This window comes from Pseudoalteromonas sp. C2R02 (genome assembly GCF_018860845.1).
In the GTDB taxonomy this organism is placed as follows: Bacteria; Pseudomonadota; Gammaproteobacteria; order Enterobacterales; family Alteromonadaceae; genus Pseudoalteromonas.
Genome location: NZ_JAHKQC010000034.1, coordinates 252,259 through 273,725 on the forward strand (window position 1 = coordinate 252,259; position 21,467 = coordinate 273,725).

The window sequence follows — 21,467 nt, forward strand, 5'->3', positions numbered from 1 at the left end:
TGCTTTTATATTATTTATCTACTGCTTTGATTTAGTGGTTGTTTAATGAATTCACTAAAGGTATTGCTGATTTATCAAATATGCGATTCAATAAACCCGCTAATCTAATGCCACCTTGCGTTAAACGCTTTTTAACGACAGGTGTTTGTTCGTATACATAATTATATCTGTAATCTCCATCGCCAATGTCATATAACTTCTGTGCTATATAAAACGACTCTAAAATCCAGTCTTTCGGTTGACTATTTAAGTATTTTGAAATGAGAGTTTTATCGTTTGTATCTATAAAGTGTGCAAATTCTGTAAAAGATAAATTTTGGTTTTCAACTAATAAGCCATCCCAAAGAGAATGTAAGTTACTATGTTCACCAAAAAACTTAACTTTAATACGGTTTCCACCACGGTCTTCACTGTGGCCAACATGCATAGGCTGATGAATATCACCAACAACATGTACTAAAAATTTAAAATAAAAACGTTTGTCTTTAAGAGAAGAGGAGGGACTTTTTAAAACTGAAGTTGCTTTTAAAATTAAAGCATAAGCATCAGTGACTTCACCAGATTGTGCTGAAATATTATAAGACGAAGGTTTAAAGTCTGATGCCTTACTGATATTAACGTAGTGATATTTACCTGATTCTTTTTGCCAAAATTCATCTGGATTTGACCGCATTTCATCAGGCCAAGTTGAAACCTCGGCTAATTTTTCACCCTCTAATAACGGTAAAATAGCTTGTAAAGTTGTTTCGGTTAGATGATTCTCAGCTATTTTTGCTACAATTCTATGACCATTTTGACTCCACGCATGTGCATTATGAGATAAAGCAAACATTAATATTGCATAAAAGCCGATAATAAATTTTATTGTTAACTGTTTTTTCACCTAACCACCCAATTGCAAATAATTACAAATAACCTTGTTTTGATTACTTATTTTCACGCTTTTAAAGTCAAATAGGAAGGAGTTAACAGCATTCATCATTACTCGTTAACAAACCTATTGAAACAACCACTTATATTACTTAGGTAAAATTATTTATTGCAATAAGTAATCAAACTTGTTCAAATGTACAATGTTGTAAACAAGTAAAGTGAAGTATTGTGTTATCGGAACTCGCATTTTTTGGAAAAAGAGCAATTGTTACATTTTTGTGTACAGTAATTGTATTTATGTTTTACCTAGGTAATTCAAGAACAGAAATATCTAATGAAGCTATTCCTGTATTTATGGAAATATCAAGTCAATGTAAAACAAACGGCAAAGCTGTTGATCATAACTTAATTATTTATGTACCATCAGAAGTTGTGGCTAAACAGGTCTCACATAAACTATGTCAAGATGAAGTTGTAGCAAAACAATATGGGAATGTAATTGTACACTGGGGATATAAGCTAGGGGATTCTGTTGAATTTTTAGGAAAAGGCGTTGCAGATTTGATACTTGCAAAAGAAAATATCATGCAGGCTTTCATGGCTGAATCTACATATAACTATCAAGCTGTTTTAGGTTACTCAAATTACACTGCATTTTTTATATCATTAAAAGAAAAGCCAAAACTAAAAAAACTCTACTTTTTAGATAAGAAAATAGGGTTGTTAGATTACCCGACAAGTCGATCAGGACACATTTTACCAAAAGCCTTATTCAAAGATTTAGAACTTAATATTGATAATTTAGATATCACTTATGCTAATTCACATGAAGGATTAAGAGAATTGTTAGCTAGCGGCAAAGTGGACTTAATTGCATCTTATTGGAAAAAAGGAGATGAAAAGCAGTTCTCTAAAAATTATATAGAACCAATTAGTGATCCAATAAGCGGTAGTAAGTGGTATTTAAAAATGGATGTAGACAATACAGATTTACTTTGTGCGGTACAAAGGAATTTGCTTGATTTAGCTAAAGAAAATGAATCAACCTATTTTAATCATGTAAAGTTATTTAAATCTTGTAATACTGCACTATTAACAAAGGTACTAACAGATGCTTAAGTATCATAAAGTAATAATATCATTTCTCATTTTCTGGTTAGTATTACAACTTTCATATTCTTTGGGTGCTTATGTAGATCACAGGGCGAATATAGATAAATCGGTAAGTCAAATACAGACAAGAATTGCACTTGATTTACCAAGATTAAGCCTTCCAGATCCGTCACTCAATAATGTAGGCGATCACTCTTCTATTATAAACTACATAGAAAAATTCAATACCCAACTGAATAAAATGGGATATAAAGCCCAACTCCACACAATTCAAAACATTTCAATTGAAAATAAAAATAACGATAGCCTAATATATCGAAGCTTACTTGCACCAGGTGAATCTGTAAATATACAAATCTCTGAACCTAGTTTCGTTATTTTAGAGTATTTAAGCCTAATTCCCCTTCTAATAGCCATATTATTTGCTTACCTTACTTTAGATCACATCCTAATTTGGCAAAACCGTAAAAATACATTATTAATCACGCAAGATGAACCTAAAACGCCATTTTTAATAATCAATTTAAAAGAAAAAGTGCTGATCAATAGTGAGACTAACGTAACCATACCGCTTGCAAATAAGCCCTTATGTTTTTATGTTGCGCTTACAGAGTTTTGTACACTCAATAAAGATATCGTGCTCAATCAAAATAAAGACCTACCAGATGAACTAACGGAATTAGCCAATAAATACTTCCTTAGACTTATCGAGTTAGGACACACAGTTCGTAAAAGGCCAAACTTTAGTAATAGCTTAGAAAAAACTTTAAGTGAGATCAGAGCAGCTTTAGATGAAGTATTTACTGATACGCCTGAATTAAAAGCAATCTATTACCCACCAAAAGCACATGGGGAAGGCTCAAGGTCTAAGTTACACCACTATGGATTAAATACAATTGAAACAGAGCATATTGAACTGATAGGGAAATAGAGAGAGAGTACAGAGTATGGATGAGTATAAATTAATACTCATCCAAATTTTATTAAAGGTACTTAATTTCACCTTTAGGCGAATATTCATTTGCATTAATAGGGCTATTTTGGATTAAGAATTCTTTTAAAACTTCAGCATCTATATAATTGGTAGGTACATACCCAGGGTGTTTATTCAATTTCGGATAACCATCACCGCCTGCAGCATTATAACTATTGAGGCTAAATCTATAGGTACGATTTAAATCGAGTGGTTTATTTTGAATTTTAATATTCTCAGCAATGCCTTGCTTCAAAGTTAAAGAAACACCATAAAACTGTGTATAAGCGCCGGCATCAGATGGGAAACTAGCGACTGTAGATAAAAAAGACTTTATTTCATCTCCTTTCATTTCAACATAAGTTAAACGGTTTTTAAACGGATGTACGGTTAATACATTTTTATAGTTTACATCACCAGCGTTAATAGAGTTTCTGATCCCACCGCCACTGATCACACCAAAGTCAGCATTTACTTTTTTCATTTGCGCAGCAGCAATTAATCTACCTAAGTTTGTTTGATGAAATCTGACATGATTTCTCTCACCGTCTAAATCACCTTTTAACTGTGCAATAGGTTGTATTAGTTGTGCTTGCCCTTGATTTTGAAACTTAGACAAAAAGTTATACATTTCAGAGTCATTTTCAATTTTTTTGCCAACTAATTTTTTAACCTTAGTACCATCAGCTGCAATCGTTGTTCTTTTGTAATTAACAGGTATTAATTGATAGTCAACCAATACTAATTCACCATTAGTAAATTCAAACTCTGCTTTACCTACATATTTACCCCATTCATGGGCTTGCATGATCCAAGTACCATTTTGTTGATCGGGAGTACAAACATCACCAGGTTGAAAATCTGTATCATATTTGTTTTCACCATCCATACACGCAGGCTCTTGCGAATGGCCCCCAATAATAAGATCTAATGATCCTTGTTTAAGGTTTCTAGCTAGCGTTACATCACCTGGTGCATTTATGCCATGTTTTCCATCTGTAAAATGTCCCATATGAGTTACTGCAATAACAATATCTGGATTTTCAGTTGATTTAAGTTCATTAATCAATTTTTGACTAGATAGAGTAGGGGATTCAAATTTTAGGTGACTAATATATTCAGGATTACCAATTTTAGCTGTATCAGTTGTTGTTAATCCAATAACAGCAATTTTAAGTCCATTTTTATTAAACATTTTATAGGCTTTAAATGGTCGTTCGCCTGTAGTTTTATCAAAAATATTGGCTGATAATAAAGGAAAGTTAGACCATTGTTGTTGTTTTTTAAGTACTGACAGTGGATTATCAAATTCATGATTACCAATAGCCATTGCATCATAGCCTAATAAAGACATGCCTTTAAAATCAGGTTCGGCATGCAGCATATCTGACTCAGGGATCCCAGTATTAATATCGCCACCAGATAATAATAAAACTTCACTGCCTTGTGCTTTGGCTTCTGAACGTAAGCGATCTAATAATGTTTTACGAGCAGCCATGCCATACTCGCCATCTTCATTATGCCAAAATCGACCATGGTTATCATTTGTATGCAATATTGTTATTTTTTGTGTTTTCGAAACGGGAGCTTGTTCTTTAAATACAGAGCAAGCACTTATTGTGAGAATACTTGAGATTAAAATTGATTTGTATATTACTGATAAAGACATTATGAACCTATATTTTAAAAAAAGATGGCTATTTAAATGTTTTAAATAGCCATCTGATATTAATCATATGGTAACTGAAAATTGGAATTTGAACAATTATACTAATTTATTTGAATCCTTAACGGCTTGTTCTCTTTTATTTAGCTCTATAATTGCCCACTCAGATCTTTTATGTTTACTGTTTATCATCCAATGGATATAAGAAATTGGTAATTTGCTATATAAAATACCTTTATAAGGACCAAAGTCACAAGGTTCACTTCTATTTGACATCAATTAACTAATAAACTTAACAATATTGCTACATACCTTACTGAATATCTTTGGGCTTGAATAGAGCTAAAAGTTGTTTATCTTAAAATCATTACTTAGCTCATATAAAACAAGAAAATGTAATCAAAGGTAATTAAAGGTAGTTATAATGTGAATGGCGGAAGCTATTTGTGGTTTTTTGTACTTCAAATGTTTATGCTAGTTTTACTAACAAGAAAACAACAAAGCAGTAACATTTAATGAATAAAATATCTAAACTTCTCAAACCAATAATCGCTCTAAGTGCTTTAACACTTTCCCTGTCATCACAAGCTACAATTGTAGAGTTCGATGTTACAATTTCAAATGAAGTAAAAAAAGTCAAAGTTAATTTATTTGATGAAACAACTCCAATCACAGTATCTAATTTTTTAAAGTATGTGAATGATGGTAGATACACCGATACTGTTATACATAGAGCAATAGATGGATTTATTGTTCAAGGTGGTGGATTTACTTTTGAAAATGAACTCCCACTTACAGCGGTAGATGCCGATAGCGCAATACAAAATGAGCCTGTATGGTCAAATGTTAAAGGCACAATTGCTATGGCTAAAATAGGCAGTCAGGTTGATAGTGCTACTAACCAATGGTTTTTTAATCTAGAAAATAATAGCGCGAATTTAGATCTTCAAAATGGAGGTTTTACAGTTTTTGGTCAAGTTATTGAGGGTATGGAATCGATTGAATCAATCACTAGCTTATCTTTTTGTGGTGAAATACCTATGCCAAATTACAGCCAAGAGCACTGTTCAAATGGTGATTTACCAGGTGTTGAAAATTTTGTAACTATAAATCAAATCACAATTTATGATCCTGACGTGACTTCTGCAAACAACTTATCATTAGTAAAAAATACGCTCATTGCAGACGCTAATAAAACCCCTGATACCGATAATGGCAGTAGTGGCGGATCTTTTGCTTGGTTCAGTTTATTAGCCTTTGGTCTAATACCTTTTCGTAAAAAAACAAAATAGATAATAAATCAATAAAAGCAACCAGTTATGGTTGCTTTTTATACTGTAAAAAAATAAGTACAGACCATCAGGAAATATTATCCTTTAAAACATTTATTCCAAACTAACTTATTGAAGTTATCTATAGCTTAGGTATTATGTTTATGTAAATTAATAATTTAACATATGTAATTTGAAGTTTTTACTCTAAACTTTTTTAGCATAGTTTCAACTATTAATAACAAACAATAATAAAAAGGCAGTGAAGATGACAAATGTAGTTGAAAATATAGGCCTAGAAGCTTTAATGGATCGCGCTAATATCATTTTCACTAATGGATATGTTTTTGATGGCACAGCCGATATTAATCAACTCAAAAAAAGTTTTAAAGCTGTATTTGATTATGTAAATAAATTTAAGTTTCAATTAAAATACACATCTCAAAGTGATTTTGTTTGGCTTAACACGGATTCAACTACAACCTTATTCAATCATCAATTATCTGATAATATAGAAGCCGATTTTAAAAACCTATCAAGTCAAAGTATCGATCTTATTGGTAACGCACCAATGATCGTTACTATGATTGAAAATAAATATAAATCAGAATTCATAATTGCAGTATCAAGTAACCATAAATATATGGATGCAAGAAGTGCCAATTATTTTTTTAACAATTTCATAAATCATTATAATTCTGTGTTACAAGATGAACCTGCTTTAAGCAAAGGGATATTAAGTAAAATAAAATCTCTTCAAACAATTTCAGGCGACAATTTTATAACGCAAGCTCTATCACAAAGAACAGAAATAAATAACTCTCAAAATATTGAAGACTTACTAGAATACAAAATTGAAGATATCGGTGAATATGGTATAGACAGATCTGAACTGACAAAGTGCCTGGCTCATTTCAAAACCAGTATACGAGCACCTCAAATTAGTCAGTTAGATATTAATCAATGTATCGCTCACTGTCGTATTATTTATCCCCAAATAACAAAAAATAGTATTGTATGTGCAATGCTTGCAAAATCGATTTATCTAGTCAATGTTGAGCAAAGGTCTAAACCAGCTAAACATAAAATCAGTTTCAAAATGTTATCTGATTTATTAAACGACGAGAATAGACAACAATACACGGGTAACTATATTTCGTTTTTACCTGTGACTATTGATGGTGAAAAATCCCTGAGTGAAATTGCTTTACAGATACATAATCGTATCGTGGAATTTAAAAAAAATGGCATTGATATATCTATGTTTTCTTTAACAGAGCAGGCAATAAAACAGGAATTGGTAGGAACGTCAGATGAAGCCCTTTCTTTTGTTGTAACCAACTGGAATAATTATGATTTCCTAGACTCTAACAGATTCTTACATGATTGTATCTCCAAAAAACATTTAAGTGCCGTCAATATAGCGCCTAAAGATAACTTAGGCGCTGCACTGGTAAATAGACCCGTCGCTGTTATTAATTTCTCTCCGAACTCTGAACTGTGTTTATCTTTTTTTCCATCATTAAAATGTCCACAAGAGAATAAAGATTTGTTAACTAAGTTTAAAACCTTGCTTCACGCTAAAAATTAAGATTCGGATTTATTTGTGAATTTCTCAGACTTTAAAATTACAGAAAAAATATATGAAAGTGATATTTCAATTGTTTACCGTGCGGTTACTTTAGATGATTTAACGCCAGTTATATTGAAAACACTTAATCGTGATTACCCAACACAATTAGAATTAAGCCAATTTCGTCGAGAGTATGATGTTTCCCAAGAGTTAAGAGGGATTGAGTGTGTTTGGCAAACAAAAAACTTGCTACAAATACATAATACATTAGTTATCGTTGGTAATGATATTGATGGAATTTCATTAAGTAAATGGTTGAAACTTAATACAGAAATCAATATTGATAAAAGATTAGTAATCGCAATATCTTTAGCTAATGCCTTAAAGACCTTGCACTTAAATCATTTGATTCATAAAGATGTTACACCTGATAATATTGTTTATAATGAAGATACTAACGAAATCCAAATTATTGACTTTGGCATAGCATCTTTACTCAATAATGAGTTTCATAATTTCCAAAATGTAAATCAACTTGAAGGTACGCTTTCCTACATCTCACCAGAGCAAACTGGGAGAGTGAATCGAAATCTTGATTATCGTAGTGATCTTTATTCTTATGGCGTTGTATTATATGAATTATTTTCTGGATTATTACCATTTAAAGAACAGCAAGAACTTGCTTTAGTTCATGCTCACATTAGCAAGCAAGCAATCGATGTGCGTGAAATAAATAACAAAATTCCAAAAGCGCTTGCAAAAATAATTATGAAATTATTGTCTAAATCTGCAGATTCACGCTATCAGAGTTCTGAAGGTTTAATCTCTGATTTAGATACCTGTTTATATGAATTAAAACTTAATAATCAAGATTTTGATTTTGAAATTGGTAAAAAAGATTGCCTTCAAGTCTTTAATATCCCGCAAAAATTATACGGTCGACAAAAACATATAAAAACGATATTAAATTCTTTTTTTAATATTTGTAGTTCAAAAGCTGAAGTTTTATTTATTTTAGGGCAATCAGGTACAGGGAAAACCGCTCTGGTACAAGAAATATATAAACCTTTAACCAGTACATCTGGTTTCTTTATATCTGGGAAGTTTGACCAGTTTCAAAAAAATATTCCCTTTTATGCTTGGTCCCAAGCATTAAATGAATTGGTTCATCTTTTATTAAAAGAAAAAGCAGATGTATTGAAATTCTGGAAAGATATTATTCAAGACGCAGTAGGGGACTTAGGCAAAGTCATAACACAAGTTGTACCTTCACTTGAACTAATAATAGGAACGCAACCAGATGTATCAGAGCTTTCTAGCAGCCAAGCATATAACAGGTTTAATTATGTATTTATAAAGTTTTTAACTTCTTTAGCAACTAAAAAATTCCCTTTAATTATCTTTATTGATGATTGGCAATGGGCTGATAATGCCTCATTATCATTATTAAAGCGTGTATCTGATGAGATGCAGGATTCATGTTTATTATTGATCAATGCATACAGAGATGATGAAGTTGATGATGCACATTCACTCTCACTTGTTAGAAGCCACATAACAAGTTCAGCTATCAATAATCATGATATCCTACTTGAAAATTTAACTTATCAGGATGTTTATGATCTTATAAGTGAGATGCTTCAAAGCCCGATAGGAATTGATGATTTAGTAAAATTGGTATTTGATAAAACTGCCGGAAATGCTTTCTTTTTAATTCAGTTTTTAGACACTCTAAAAGAAAAATCTCTCATTTTGTTTGATGTTAAAAATGACTCTTGGTATTGGCATCATGATGAATTACATAAAGAGAATATGACAAGTAATGTCATTGAATTACTGTCTCAAAAGTTCTTAACATTGGCCGAAGATACACAGCAAGCGTTAAGATATGCTGCAAGTATTAATAATCGCTTTTCGCTTAAAATGCTCGCTAGTGTAATAGGTAAACCCCAAAATATAATCGCTCAATCATTAGAACCCGCTTTATTAGAAGGGATAATAAGGCCGCTGGATATCAATTACCGTTATGCTACACAAAAAGTAATTTATCAAGATGTACATTATCGATTTACCCATGATAACTTACAACAAGCAGCATATGCTTTGCTTCCTGAGCCATTAAAAACACAAACGCACTTACAAATAGCACGCACATTAGAATCAAAACTATCAAACACAGAAAAACAAAAAGAGCTGTTTAACATCGTTAATCACTACAATATTGCGACAGATTTGATTAAAAATGACGCCGATATTCATAATTTAATTAATTTAAATATGGCTGCAGGTAAAAAAGCCATGAACAGTACTGCATTTTCATCTGCTCTTAGTTATTTTGAAAATGCAATTTCGTTACTACCTGAAGACCCTTGGTGTAATTTACAAGATATTTGTGCTCAATTGCTGACGCTGGCTGCCGAAACCGCATTATTAGAAAAACAATATTGTAAAATGGAGTCGTGGATTGATGAACTATTAGCGCATACACGCTTACCAATTGAACAAGCAAGTATCTGGACATTAAGACTACAAGCATACACTGCACAAAACCGACTTGAAGAAGCTGTTGAGGCATCGAATATTGCTTTATCTTTTCTTGACGTAAATTTGTCTAAATTGCCTTCATCTTCAAAGGTAATGTTTGAGTTATTCAAAACAAAATATAAATTACGAAATCAAACCTGTGAAAGCTTACTAGAACTGCAAGAAATGACCGATCCTAGTAATTTATTAATTATGAGGATTCTAGGTTTAACAATCCCACCCGCATATTGGACTAGCCAAAATTTAGTCGCTGTCATCGTTTTTAAAATGACGCAAATATCTGTTGAACTAGGTTATTCGCCAATGACAGGTTATGCTTTTTCGTGGTGGGGGATAACAGAATCTGCGCTATTAAATCAAATTAAATCTGGCACTGAATTTGGCAATCTTGGAATAAAAATCGCTGAAAAATATGATTTACAGTTACAGCAGCCGCTATTCTTTATGGGCTGGATGTTACAAAACTTTGAAAAACCGCTAACGGATTCTATTGCAACTTTAGAACACGCTTATGAAGTATCTTTAGAAAAAGGTGATAATGAATACGCATCTTATGCACTAAATAATTTAACACAAGCTAAATTTAATAGTTCGCAGCCATTAGATGAGCTTGTAGCAGGTATGAAAGATACACACAAAATACTTAAAGGTTTTGGATATGCTTCTTCTCAATACTGGCATGATATCTGTTGGCAAACTGCTAACAACTTTTACGAGCCATGTGATGAACCAGATATGTTATGTGGAAAAGCTTATAACGAAAATCAAAAATTAGCACTACATCACAAAGCACAAGATAACAGTACCTTATTTTTATTATATTTTAATAAATTATTATTGAGTATATTTTTTAACAAAGAAAATGCCATAACCTATGCAAATAAAGGCCGTGAGTTTTTAAAATCTGGAGCAGGCATGTATGCATATGCAGCTTTTCACTTTTACGATTCTCTTGCCTTATTAAAAGATATTAAAGCTGTTCCCGTAAATAAGCGTAAACATCTAAAACGTATTAAAAAGAATCAAAAACAGTTAAAACATTGGGCACAGCATGCACCTGAAAACTATTTAAATAAATGGCAACTCGTTCAAGCAGAATATTGTAGCCTTTTTGGAAAAACCCAGAAAGCCATGACATTTTATGCTGATGCAATTCGTAATGCGCAAAATTCAAATTTACACCATGAGCAAGCACTTGCCCATGAATTAACCGCTAAGTTTTACCTATCATTAAATCAAGAACGTTTAGCGATTACAGATATTAAACAAGCATATTATTTATATAGGAACTGGCAGGCACATAATAAAGCAAGTGAGATAGAAAAAGAGTTCATAAACATTATGCCTAATTTATCTCAACCGGACCTTAATACACAACTTAGCTTAACACGAAAAACTCACACAGGTGACGGACTTGATTTAACAAGCTTAATTAAATCATCTCAAATGATGACTAAAGAAATAGAGTTAGAAAGTTTAACCAAAACATTGTTAAAAATTATTATGGAAAATGCAGGGGCTGATCGCGGTTTTCTATTTTTATTGCAAGAAAACGATAGTCTTGCATTACAAGCCTTTGGTTGGGTTGAATCTCTAGCTCTAAATATCACTTCAATAAATGAAACTGATGAGCAAATATTAAAATCTATGTTACCAGTCAGTATCATTAATTATGTAACAAGAACACAAACTGATTTATTAATAGAAAATGCAACGCAAGATAAACTCTTTAGCGATGATGAATATTTTGAGAGCCATGCGGTTTATTCATGTTTTTGTCACTGTATTATGCATCAAGGTAAACAAGTTGGCATCTTATATCTAGAGAATAGTTTATTACAGGGTGCATTTAGTAATCAAAAGATAGAAATGATTGAGCTTTTATCATCTCAAGCTGCTATTTCAATTGTTAATTCTCACTTTTTCTCTCAATTAGAAAAGAAAGTATTAAATAGAACTAAAGAACTCCAAACATCCCTTGAAAAACAAGAGCTACTTAATCATGAGTTGTTAAAATCAAATAAAAAGCTAGATGATACTCATCAAAAATTACAACAAGCGAATTTAAAACTGTTAAAACTGGCAAATACAGATGGCTTAACAAATTTAGCAAATCGCAGACAGTTTAATCAACGTCTTGATGATGAATTTAATAGAGCCAGGCGTCTTGCACAACCTTTAACCTTATTATTTTGTGATATAGATAATTTTAAATCTTTCAATGATACATTTGGTCACGTAGAAGGGGATGAGGTATTAAAACAAGTTGCTAAAGCGATGGAATCTTTATTTGTCAGAAGTTCGGATTTAACCGCTCGTTATGGTGGAGAAGAGTTCTCAATTATTTTGCCTGATATTGATAAAAAACAAGCGCATTTTATGGCACAAAGGCTCAATCAAGTTATTGCTGAACTTAATATTACACATTCTGGTAACTTGCCTCATAATAGAATTACATTAAGTATTGGTAGTTACACACTTGTGCCAACGATTGAAACTAATGTCAAAATGTTATTAGAGGGTGCTGATAAAGCCGTTTACGCAGCAAAACATCAAGGTCGCCACTGTCATATAGATTTTGAAAGCCTTAAAACCGAAACATCAGTGAACTTAACAGATTGAATTAAGTGACAACAAAAACTCTGGTTAAATGCGATTTAGTGCCTCTAAAAAGTTTTTATTCACTTTAAACCAGAGTGATTCTAATGCTGATACTAAACCGATATAGCCATCCTCTTTAAGCGCTTGAGTCTCATTAAAGTACTGTTGCTTTACCAGAGACATAGTGCCATCCCCATGATGTTTATATAATTGCCAAAGACCAGAAATTTCAGCATCATTATCTAAGCCGCCATTAAATTTATTTAAATACCATTTCACTTCAAAATGAAGATCGTTTTTCACTTGATTAACGGGGCCCTTTTGAGTTAAAAACAACCAATCTGATTGTAAAAAAACAAGATTTGATGCCATATTTGTTAACAGCATTTCATCCGGAGATGTACTCCATAAATGCCAGTTAGCGTTTTGTAACCTATGTTGATTAACCCTCATCGCTATACCTCTATTATTTAAACTTCCTGGTAATGTAATATCAGAAATCAATAACATAGGTTTTTTTGTTGTATTTACCACAGTTAAATTATTATTTTGGCCGTAAAACTGGTAATAATGTGTTTTGTTTAAACTGGTATTTTTAGCACAGCCACTGAGAAACATCATTATCAATAAAATTAAAACCGGCTTATAAAACATCTAATTTTTACTCCTAGGTTCAATATCAGAAATATTATTCTTATCAAAAATCAACATGTCAGGCTGTTCGTTCAAACTTTTTGTAAAGGGCTGTAACTCTTGGCTTAATTGCTTTAACTCTGCCATGGTGCTTTTCATCTCATTATAAACTTGTGAGCCTTCTTCATAGTCAGACATGGTTTTTCTAAACTGTTTCATTGTTTGGTCAAATTGCGCCATGCTTTGTGTAACTTGAGCCATCGTTTGATTAAAATTGTCGGGAATTGCCCGAGTTTTATTATCACTAATTAGTGCTGTGACATTCGTTGCGAGTACTTCATATTCAGCCATAGCTTTTTCAAACTGGGACAAAGAGCCTTCAATATTGAGTTTATTAAATTTTGTTAGGACCTCAGATACTTGATTGGTTAAAACACTAAAACCACTAGAAATACTTGGCAAGACTGAATAGCTAGCAATAGATTCTATCTGATATGGCGGGGCGTCAGGGTATATGTCTAAATCAACATATAATGCGCCTGTAATTAAATTACCGGGTTTTAAAGATGCACGCATACCTTTTTTTAGCCAAGATTCTAAATTTGATTGCCAGAAATCTTGAGAAATTTTGGCATTATGGAATATTCTTTTATATTCAACCTTAATTAAAACAGGCACTCTTGTATCTTCTGTTGCAAAATAGGCGGGCTTATCGTCAACAATAAGCATAGCAGGGGACTCTACAACCGTTCCTATTCTAATACCTCTATACTCAACAGGTGCGCCAGGGTTTAAACCTCTAATAGATTGCTCGAACTGTATGACAAAATAATCATACAGAAAATACCTTTGCTCCAGTGCTTTTTTATAATTTTTACTTAAAGAAAATATATGTCCAGCTTTGACAGTATCACCAGGGTTTTCACGCTCAGGCACAGTGAAAGAGATGCCACCTTTTAGCATTTTGCTTAAAGAGCCAGTTTTTATATTGATACCATCAGCAGATAAGTCGACTTCGAGACCTGAATTAACCCAAAATACAGTATTAAAAGTAACGAGATTTTGAAAAGGTTCTTTAATAAATATTTGATAACGCATAGTTTGCTCTTGCCAGTCAAAATTTGCGGTTTCAATTTGTCCAACCTTATAACCTTTATAATATAAGCCTGTACCGACCTCTATCACCTCAGAATCCCGGCTGAGTAAATTAAAACGTCCACCTTGAATATCATTTGCAATAAGAGGGGGTTCATCAAGTAATTTAAAGTAACTACTGGTATCTTCTATTGAGCCGGGGGAAAACTCTAAGTAAACGCCAGAAAGTAAGGTGTTTAAACCTGTAATACCAGCTTGATCAACTCTGGGTTTAACGACCCAAATTTTGGCATCTTCTGTTAATAAATGCTGATATCGTTTATCAATTTCGGCGCGAGCCATAACATATTTTCTATCATCTGATAATTTCACATCTGTAATAAGTCCCATATTCACGCTACGTACTTTGATCTGAGTTTTACCCGCAGTAATACCCTCAGCGTGTGGCATTCGAATAAATATCTCTTCTCCTTTCGCATTCTGATATTGATAAACCATCCAAATCCCAACAAACAATGCAATAAAAGGGAGTATCCAAATAGGTGATATTGAAGCACCTTGTTTAATATCTGCTGATTGTGTCATTCAATATCTCTTTGATTGTTATTTGAAAGCTGATTTTCTTTATCCCATAAAAGTCGGGGGTCAAATGCATGTGCAGCAAGCATAGATGTAACAACCATACCCGCAAAAAATATTGCACCTTTACCAGGAGTAATTGACATTAAGGCGCCTAATTGAACCAAGGCTACTAACACGGCGACTACAAATACATCTAACATTGACCATTTACCGATAAACTCAGTAACTTGATAGACTTTTGTATACTGATGCTGCGCAGTATAATCAATATCATTTTTATAGCTGACAACATAACATAAAAGACTTAATACAAATATTTTTGCTAAAGGAATAATAATACTGGCTATAAAAATAATAATTGCGATTGGATAAGAGCCCATTTTCCACAACGTCATTATTCCGCCAAGTATGGTAGCCGGTTCATCTTGATTTAAAACCCAAGTATGCATGATTGGGTAGAAATTCGCGGGTAAATAAAGCATTAAGGAAGTTACGAGTAAGGCGATTACTTTTTGAATACTCGATGGGGTTCTAAAAAAAGTATTACTATGGCAGCGACTGCATTGCGTATGACTCGTTAGTAGGTGACATATATGGCACGCCCTTAAATTATTATCTATTGCTCTTGAAGGGCTACAAATAATGGGGCTATTATCTGAATGTGAAATATGACGCCATAACTTTTTCTTATCTATTTGTGTTAAACACATTAAATAAAAAATAATAAAAGCAGAAAAAGCATAAAAACTTAAACCAAAACCGATGTCTGCAATAGACATTATTTTTACCATACTGATCAAAATGCCAATCAAAAAAATCTCTGACATAACCCAAGGGATCAACTTAAAGATTAATTTTAAAAGTTTAATAGAATATTTTCTTGGCAGTATTTTTAATAAACCGATATGTATTAATACAAAAAACACTAATAAAGTAAGTGGTAAGAAAATAATAGACACATCTATCAGAACCCCTAAAAAAGGGCTGTTATAAGCAAATAGTATTTTCCCAGCATCAAGCAGAGTGATTGTTTGAGTGATCCCTTGCTCACTAAAAGAAATAAAGGGATAAAAGAGTGCGCTCAATAGCATTATTATCGCACAGAGGCTCAGAGCAACAACTTTTTGCTCACTATTTTTTTTGCCAATATGTAGTTTACACTGACAATTTGGACAAGAAGCAACTTGATTTGGCTTTAATACATCTATAAAAATAAGCTGATCACAGTGATCACAGGCTAAATGTATTTGCATTTAAAATCAGTAAAAAGTTGTTTAATATGTATTCTCAATTTTTACTCAACAGATGTACCATGATATCAATATTATAATCTAATACAGGTAAAATAGTATAGCTGCTATATCTTTGTATTTTCAATCATTTGATCATTGATCTCGTGATATAAAGAAATTGCTTGAGAAAAAATTCTTGTATATTCAGGGTGATTTTTAACTTTAGGTAATAACTCATGAGCATCTTTAAATACTTGTTCTAAAAACACCAGCTCTAAATCACTTAATAATTCCCCCTTATCCACTTTATCTTTAAGGTTTCTTATAATGTGCAACCTTTGTTTATCAAAGCGCTCTAATGATAAAGTACACACTTTATCTTCATTGGTTGGATTCATCTCTTGTCCTTAAGTGATATAATTTTTATTAACGTAATTAAACATATCATAAATACGTTATACGTATATGATTCAACAACTATTCTTTTAATGCAAAGCTTTTCAATGTGCTGTCATCTGCACCTTCTATAAAATATCGTAATAGTTTATTATTTTTAAAATCTTCTACTGGCATAATATAAAATGGTAAAATAGAGTTGGCTTGAATTAAATCATATTGCATATTTTTTAAAAAATAATTAGCTGACTGGGTAAAAGCCGGCATAATAACGTTATCCTGAACAAATGACTCTAGCTGACTAAAAATAGCTTTTAAAACTGCTATATTCGTAAATATCATGCTTAGAACAATATCACGATTTAAACACCGACCTATTAAACAATGGCCAAGCAATACATCGTTATAACTTACTTTTATAATCTTTAAATCTAATCTTTCAAAATTATTAATTGTGTTACTTAAAGATTCATTGGTCAGATTTTCATGAGCCTGTGCTATTAGTTCTTTTTCAACTGTTTCCAGTTTCTCCCAAGACACTAATTCAACTTTATTATAGTGGTAGTCATAAATATTCTGAAACTTTTGATGTTGTAAGTCTAATGATTGAGCATGTTTAAGTTGATTTTTTTCTTCTGTATTTAATTTATAGCTTTGACCTAAAATATTAGCAATACACATACGCTTAATTAAAGGCGGTTCCTGTTTCGCACTTTCCCATTTACTTAAAATTGACTGAGATACAGCTTCAAACATAGGATGATTTAATGCTAACTCTTGTGAAAAATGATCTTGTGATAATTTCTGTTTTTTGCGATAAAAAGTAAGCGCTTGTGAAAAAGTGTCACGACAAAACTGCATTTATATTTCTCTTTATGTTGTTTTGATGATGTTTATTTGAGAACGCCATGATAACAACCACCATTATTCCTTAACCTTAACACATCAAAAATCAAGTGTGAAAACACGATTAAACTTTAGGAATATAGGAAAAAATGAAAAAATATTTATTATGTGCGTTAATTGCAACAAGCTCTTTTTCTACGATGGCAGAAATTGATCCATTTAGTTATTTAGATTTTCAGGCTGTCATGTCAGATGTTGAGCGACATGATACTGAGTTCACTGGAAAAATGGAGTTATCTCAATCTTTTGGTGAACACTTCTACGGAGGCTTTCAAGTAAGTGGCAATGATAGTTTAGATATTGCTACTTATGGCGCGACATTAGGTTTTCAACAACAAGTGTATGATGGAAAAAATAATAACCAATACTTATTTGCTGAATATACTTGGTTAGATACCAAAATTGAAGAGCAAGAATTCAGTGAAGATAAACTGGATTTTAACTCAAGTACTTATAAGTTAGGCTTAGCATCGACTTATGAAAACTTAAGTACTAAGGTTTATGTTGGCTATCAAGATGTGTATACCGATAAATTAGATAATAGCTGGGTCATGGGGGCAGAGGTTTATTATCAAGTTAGCGAAAAAGTCTCTTTTGGTGTCAATCTGCAAACAGATGGCCAGTTTGATATGGGACAAGTCGGTTTAGGTCTTAGAATGCGCTTTTAGATTTGTTTTTTCACGTAACCAAATGCGCTTTTAAGCTCATTTGGTTAAATTGGTCATCTAAACTTGTTAGTCATAGGCAAAGCAGATATGCCATGGGCAAATATACTGATTAAAACTGTTAAAACTATCACAGATAAAACATCTTCATGGCCCTCGGTGCCAATATCACCGATCACAATTAATAAATATAAAATTGAAGCAATCCCCCTAGGCCCAAACCACCCAATAAAGAGTTTACTATACATATTCACTTTAAATCCCATTAAGCATATTGCAACGGGTAACATTCTAATAACAGTTAGACTTAAAATTGCATATACAATGCTTGATAAATCCCAATAAGAAATAAATGCAGGTACTGCGACTAGACCAAAAATTAAAAATATAAATAAAGATAATAATTGCCCTTCAGCTTCTCCAAACTCTTGAATTCGGTCCCTAACTATCCGGTTATTTACAGATAAGGTTAACCCAGCAACAAAAGCAGCAATAAAGCCGTTACCTTGAACAGCTTCAGCAAAAGAAAATGCCAATATTGCCAAAGATAAGCAAGACAGCCGCTGAAATGTTGATTCCATCCAATTATTGGAGCATGCAAAGTCAATCGCTTTACCACCAAAATGGCCAATTATCACACCAAAAATTGGCCCTAAAGTAAGTTGCAAAATAATGTATTGCAACCAATTTTGATCGTTTGGTAACGCAGTTCCACCTTGTGCAAGTGCAGCGATGCAAATGAGAATTGGCGGTAAGACCATACCATCGTTTAGGCCACTTTCAATACTAATGCCTTGTTTTATTTCATCAGGTACAACTTCACTTTTTACAACTGCTTGCCCTAAAGCTGCATCGGTAGGAGATAAAATAAGCGCTAACAGTAAGATTGACCACACTCCCCATTCTGGAAAAATCAATATGCCAAAAAGGGAACCCAAAATGGCAGTTAAGGGCAAACCTATTAGTAATAAACGACCTGATATACCTGAAAGCGCATCTTTTAAGTGTGTTAATTTTAGTAACGAACCATCAACAAATAAAATGATAATTAAAGTCAACTCAGCTAGAAATTTCACCATTTGAGTGTCTGCTTTTATGTGAAATAAGCCTAGGCCAAATGAAGAAATCATAATACCAACGGCAACAAAAAACATAGGCGCTGTAAATATAGATCTAGCAGATAATTTAGAGACTAAACCAAATATAAAAATGAGAACTGATGTTAATATCAAAGCGTGATGGTCATGCATTTTTATTGCCTTTATGTCATATTTTTTAAATTTATTTGAAAACAACATAGCGGAGGTATTTCCGACACTCTACACTAGAAGCATAGTTTAACTAATAAATAAATTATCAAATTAATTGTTTTTAAAGGAAATATGTATGAAGAAATTATTACTTTGTGGATTTTTATCTTGTTTATCTCTGAATATAGCTGCTGCAACAACAATTGTTGAGGGCGTAGTCAAAAAATCAGAAGTGATCACAACCCAAGTTGGCTCTGATGGTAAACCTTTACTCGGTGCTGCAGTAGGTGTTGGTGTAGGTTCTGCCTTTGGTTCTGGCAGCGGGAAAGATGCAGCAAAAATAACCGGTGCTTTGTTAGGTGCCAGATCAGCTAGGAAAGCTAAAAAACAAACACTATATGGTTGGCGCTACATTGTTGAAGTTAAAGGAGAATTAGAAGTAGTAGATGCTTGGTGTATGCAACCAAACCAACAATGTAGTGGTATTATCAAAGATAAAAAAGTTTACATAGTTAATAACAATGAATTAGTTGTAAAACAATAAGCAGAACACTAATGTATTTATACTTGCCTAATTTTACACATTTTTTAAAAGGATATTTGTATGTTTTTAGACTATTTTGCACTATTTTTAGTCTGTTTTGTTTTCATCGCTGTTTTTTACGGAATTATTGTCATTCATGATATTCCATATGAAATAGCGGTACACCGAAACCACCCTCACCAAGATGCAATACATGTTGCGGGTTGGATTAGTTTATTTACTTTAGGTGTTATTTGGCCATTTTTATGGATATGGGCAACCTTATATCGTGAAGACAGAGGCTGGGGATTTAAAGAGCAGGTTAAAGAAAATAAATTTGAAAATCAGTTATCGGAACTGCAAAAAACAGTACAGCAATTACAGAAACAAATAGCTGATAAGGAGTAATACGATGGATCTGCTAATAATTTTAATTTACACCGCTATTTGTATTGTTATATTTAAGGTATTTAAAATTCCGTTAAACAAATGGTCTGTACCTACAGCAGTTTTAGGCGGTATTGTGCTCTTATCGGCAATTATTTTCACCATGAACTACAACCATCCTTATGCAAAATATGCAAAAGAAGTATTTGTTTCCGTTCCGATTGTGCCTCAAGTAACGGGCACAGTTAAATCTGTAGAAGTTGTGCCAAATCAGTTGGTACACAAGGGAGATCTTTTATTCACTCTTGAAAACACACAACAAAAAATTGCGTTAGCAAAAGCCGATGCCGCTTTGATTGAAGCTAAAAGTGGCGCATTACAAAAAAATGAAAGCTTGCTTGCTGCGGTTGCAAAAGTAGATAAAGCAAAAGCAAATAAAGAAAGAAGCAAAACGACTTATGATCGTTATCGTGATGGTCATATTAAAGGCGGTGTAAACTCACCATTTTCAGAGCAACAAGTTGATACCAAAAAGAAGTTATATGAAGCAGACAGTGCTGCACTTGAAGGGGCTCAAGCTGATGAAAGACGTACTAGGTTAGTAACTGAGTCAACAATCTTTGGTGAAAATACACAAGTAGCACAGTTAAAAGCTGCTAGAGATAAAGCTAAACTTGATTTAGAGCGTACTTTTGTTCGTGCACCATCAGATGGGTTTCCAACTCAGGTTGCTATTAGACCAGGCATAAGGGCAGCGAGTTTACCTCTGAGGCCAGTTATGACGTTTGTACCAAAAGAGAAACGTAGAATAGCAGGTCTTTTTTGGCAGAACTCTTTGCTAAGGTTAGAAACTGGCATTGATGCAGAAGTTATTTTAGATGCTGTACCAGGTCATGTATTTACAGGGAAAGTTGTTGAAATACTACCAGCCATGGCAGAAGGTGAAGTGCAAGCTAACGGTACATTAATTTCGTCAGGTTTAATAGCAAAACATGGGTTCGCCATCGCTATTATTGAATTAGATGAAGACTTAAACCAGTATAACTTACCACTTGGAGTACAAGGACAAGCGGCAACATTAAATTACGAACACGACATTATGCATGTATCAGCGATGCGCCGTATTTTATTACGTATGCTTGGCTGGTTGAAATATATCTACCCAGTGAAATAACCACAATGAG

General features: G+C 32.9%; 18 protein-coding genes. 9 read left to right on the plus strand and 9 right to left on the minus strand.

What is annotated here, in order from left to right; translation table 11 throughout:
• Positions 1-31: 31 nt before the first annotated feature.
• A complete protein-coding gene (locus KO527_RS14360) occupies positions 32-832 on the minus strand; it encodes a S1/P1 nuclease (RefSeq protein ID WP_216041178.1) in 801 nt (266 codons plus the stop codon).
• Positions 833-1,170: 338 nt separating this feature from the next.
• On the opposite strand from KO527_RS14360, the gene KO527_RS14365 reads away from it, so the two are divergent.
• Complete coding sequence (locus KO527_RS14365) at positions 1,171-1,992, plus strand: PhnD/SsuA/transferrin family substrate-binding protein (protein ID WP_216041179.1); 822 nt, start codon at positions 1,171-1,173, stop codon at positions 1,990-1,992.
• Positions 1,985-2,917 carry a hypothetical protein gene (locus tag KO527_RS14370; RefSeq protein WP_252733727.1) on the plus strand — a complete coding sequence of 311 codons (933 nt, stop codon included), beginning with the start codon at positions 1,985-1,987 and terminating at the stop codon, positions 2,915-2,917. The genes KO527_RS14365 and KO527_RS14370 overlap by 8 nt, the downstream gene beginning before the upstream one ends.
• A gap of 52 nt (positions 2,918-2,969) precedes the next feature.
• Here KO527_RS14370 and ushA read toward each other — a convergent pair whose 3' ends face one another.
• Both ushA and KO527_RS14380 read right to left on the minus strand, forming a co-directional pair.
• Positions 2,970-4,628: a bifunctional UDP-sugar hydrolase/5'-nucleotidase UshA gene (gene ushA / locus KO527_RS14375; RefSeq protein WP_216040973.1), complete on the minus strand. Its 1,659-nt coding sequence runs from the start codon at positions 4,626-4,628 to the stop codon at positions 2,970-2,972.
• 96 nt (positions 4,629-4,724) lie between these two features.
• Entirely contained in the window at positions 4,725-4,901 is a 177-nt protein-coding gene (locus tag KO527_RS14380) for a hypothetical protein (RefSeq protein WP_216040974.1), read from the minus strand.
• Positions 4,902-5,140: 239 nt separating this feature from the next.
• On the opposite strand from KO527_RS14380, the gene KO527_RS14385 reads away from it, so the two are divergent.
• From KO527_RS14385 to KO527_RS14395, 3 genes are all read left to right on the plus strand, one after another.
• Positions 5,141-5,917 (plus strand): peptidylprolyl isomerase, encoded by a 777-nt coding sequence (locus tag KO527_RS14385; protein WP_216040975.1) that lies wholly within the window; start codon positions 5,141-5,143, stop codon positions 5,915-5,917.
• 247 nt (positions 5,918-6,164) lie between these two features.
• The gene (locus tag KO527_RS14390) at positions 6,165-7,487 is read left to right on the plus strand and encodes an acyltransferase (protein ID WP_216040976.1); all 1,323 of its coding nucleotides are present in this window, start codon (positions 6,165-6,167) and stop codon (positions 7,485-7,487) included.
• A 15-nt stretch (positions 7,488-7,502) separates the two neighbouring features.
• Positions 7,503-12,635, plus strand: coding sequence for a diguanylate cyclase (locus tag KO527_RS14395; protein WP_216040977.1), 5,133 nt, complete (start codon positions 7,503-7,505; stop codon positions 12,633-12,635).
• 24 nt (positions 12,636-12,659) lie between these two features.
• On the opposite strand, the gene KO527_RS14400 is transcribed toward KO527_RS14395, so the two are convergent.
• From KO527_RS14400 to KO527_RS14420, 5 genes are all read right to left on the minus strand, one after another.
• Positions 12,660-13,268, minus strand: a complete 609-nt coding sequence (locus KO527_RS14400) for an ABC-type transport auxiliary lipoprotein family protein (RefSeq protein WP_216040978.1) — start codon at positions 13,266-13,268, stop codon at positions 12,660-12,662.
• Positions 13,269-14,927, minus strand: coding sequence for an intermembrane transport protein PqiB (gene pqiB, locus KO527_RS14405; RefSeq protein ID WP_216040979.1), 1,659 nt, complete (start codon positions 14,925-14,927; stop codon positions 13,269-13,271).
• Entirely contained in the window at positions 14,924-16,177 is a 1,254-nt protein-coding gene (locus KO527_RS14410) for a PqiA/YebS family transporter subunit (RefSeq protein ID WP_216040980.1), read from the minus strand. The genes pqiB and KO527_RS14410 overlap by 4 nt, the downstream gene beginning before the upstream one ends.
• A gap of 104 nt (positions 16,178-16,281) precedes the next feature.
• Complete coding sequence (locus tag KO527_RS14415) at positions 16,282-16,554, minus strand: hypothetical protein (RefSeq protein ID WP_216040981.1); 273 nt, start codon at positions 16,552-16,554, stop codon at positions 16,282-16,284.
• Positions 16,555-16,633: 79 nt separating this feature from the next.
• Positions 16,634-17,413, minus strand: a complete 780-nt coding sequence (locus KO527_RS14420) for a hypothetical protein (RefSeq protein ID WP_216040982.1) — start codon at positions 17,411-17,413, stop codon at positions 16,634-16,636.
• Positions 17,414-17,547: 134 nt separating this feature from the next.
• Here KO527_RS14420 and KO527_RS14425 point away from each other — a divergent pair, with 134 nt between their 5' ends.
• Entirely contained in the window at positions 17,548-18,126 is a 579-nt protein-coding gene (locus tag KO527_RS14425; protein ID WP_216040983.1) for a hypothetical protein, read from the plus strand.
• A gap of 53 nt (positions 18,127-18,179) precedes the next feature.
• Here the strand turns inward: KO527_RS14425 and KO527_RS14430 are convergent, their stop codons facing one another.
• On the minus strand, positions 18,180-19,373 hold the full coding sequence (locus tag KO527_RS14430) for a cation:proton antiporter (protein ID WP_216040984.1): 1,194 nt from the start codon (positions 19,371-19,373) through the stop codon (positions 18,180-18,182).
• 136 nt (positions 19,374-19,509) lie between these two features.
• Between KO527_RS14430 and KO527_RS14435 the strand changes: the two genes are divergently transcribed.
• From KO527_RS14435 to KO527_RS14445, 3 genes are read left to right on the plus strand one after another with little or no spacing between them, the layout of a single operon-like run.
• Positions 19,510-19,917 carry a hypothetical protein gene (locus tag KO527_RS14435; protein WP_216040985.1) on the plus strand — a complete coding sequence of 136 codons (408 nt, stop codon included), beginning with the start codon at positions 19,510-19,512 and terminating at the stop codon, positions 19,915-19,917.
• Between the two features lie 60 nt (positions 19,918-19,977).
• Entirely contained in the window at positions 19,978-20,304 is a 327-nt protein-coding gene (locus KO527_RS14440) for a DUF3302 domain-containing protein (protein WP_216040986.1), read from the plus strand.
• A gap of 4 nt (positions 20,305-20,308) precedes the next feature.
• The gene (locus tag KO527_RS14445; RefSeq protein WP_216040987.1) at positions 20,309-21,457 is read left to right on the plus strand and encodes an HlyD family secretion protein; all 1,149 of its coding nucleotides are present in this window, start codon (positions 20,309-20,311) and stop codon (positions 21,455-21,457) included.
• Positions 21,458-21,467 lie beyond the last annotated feature (10 nt).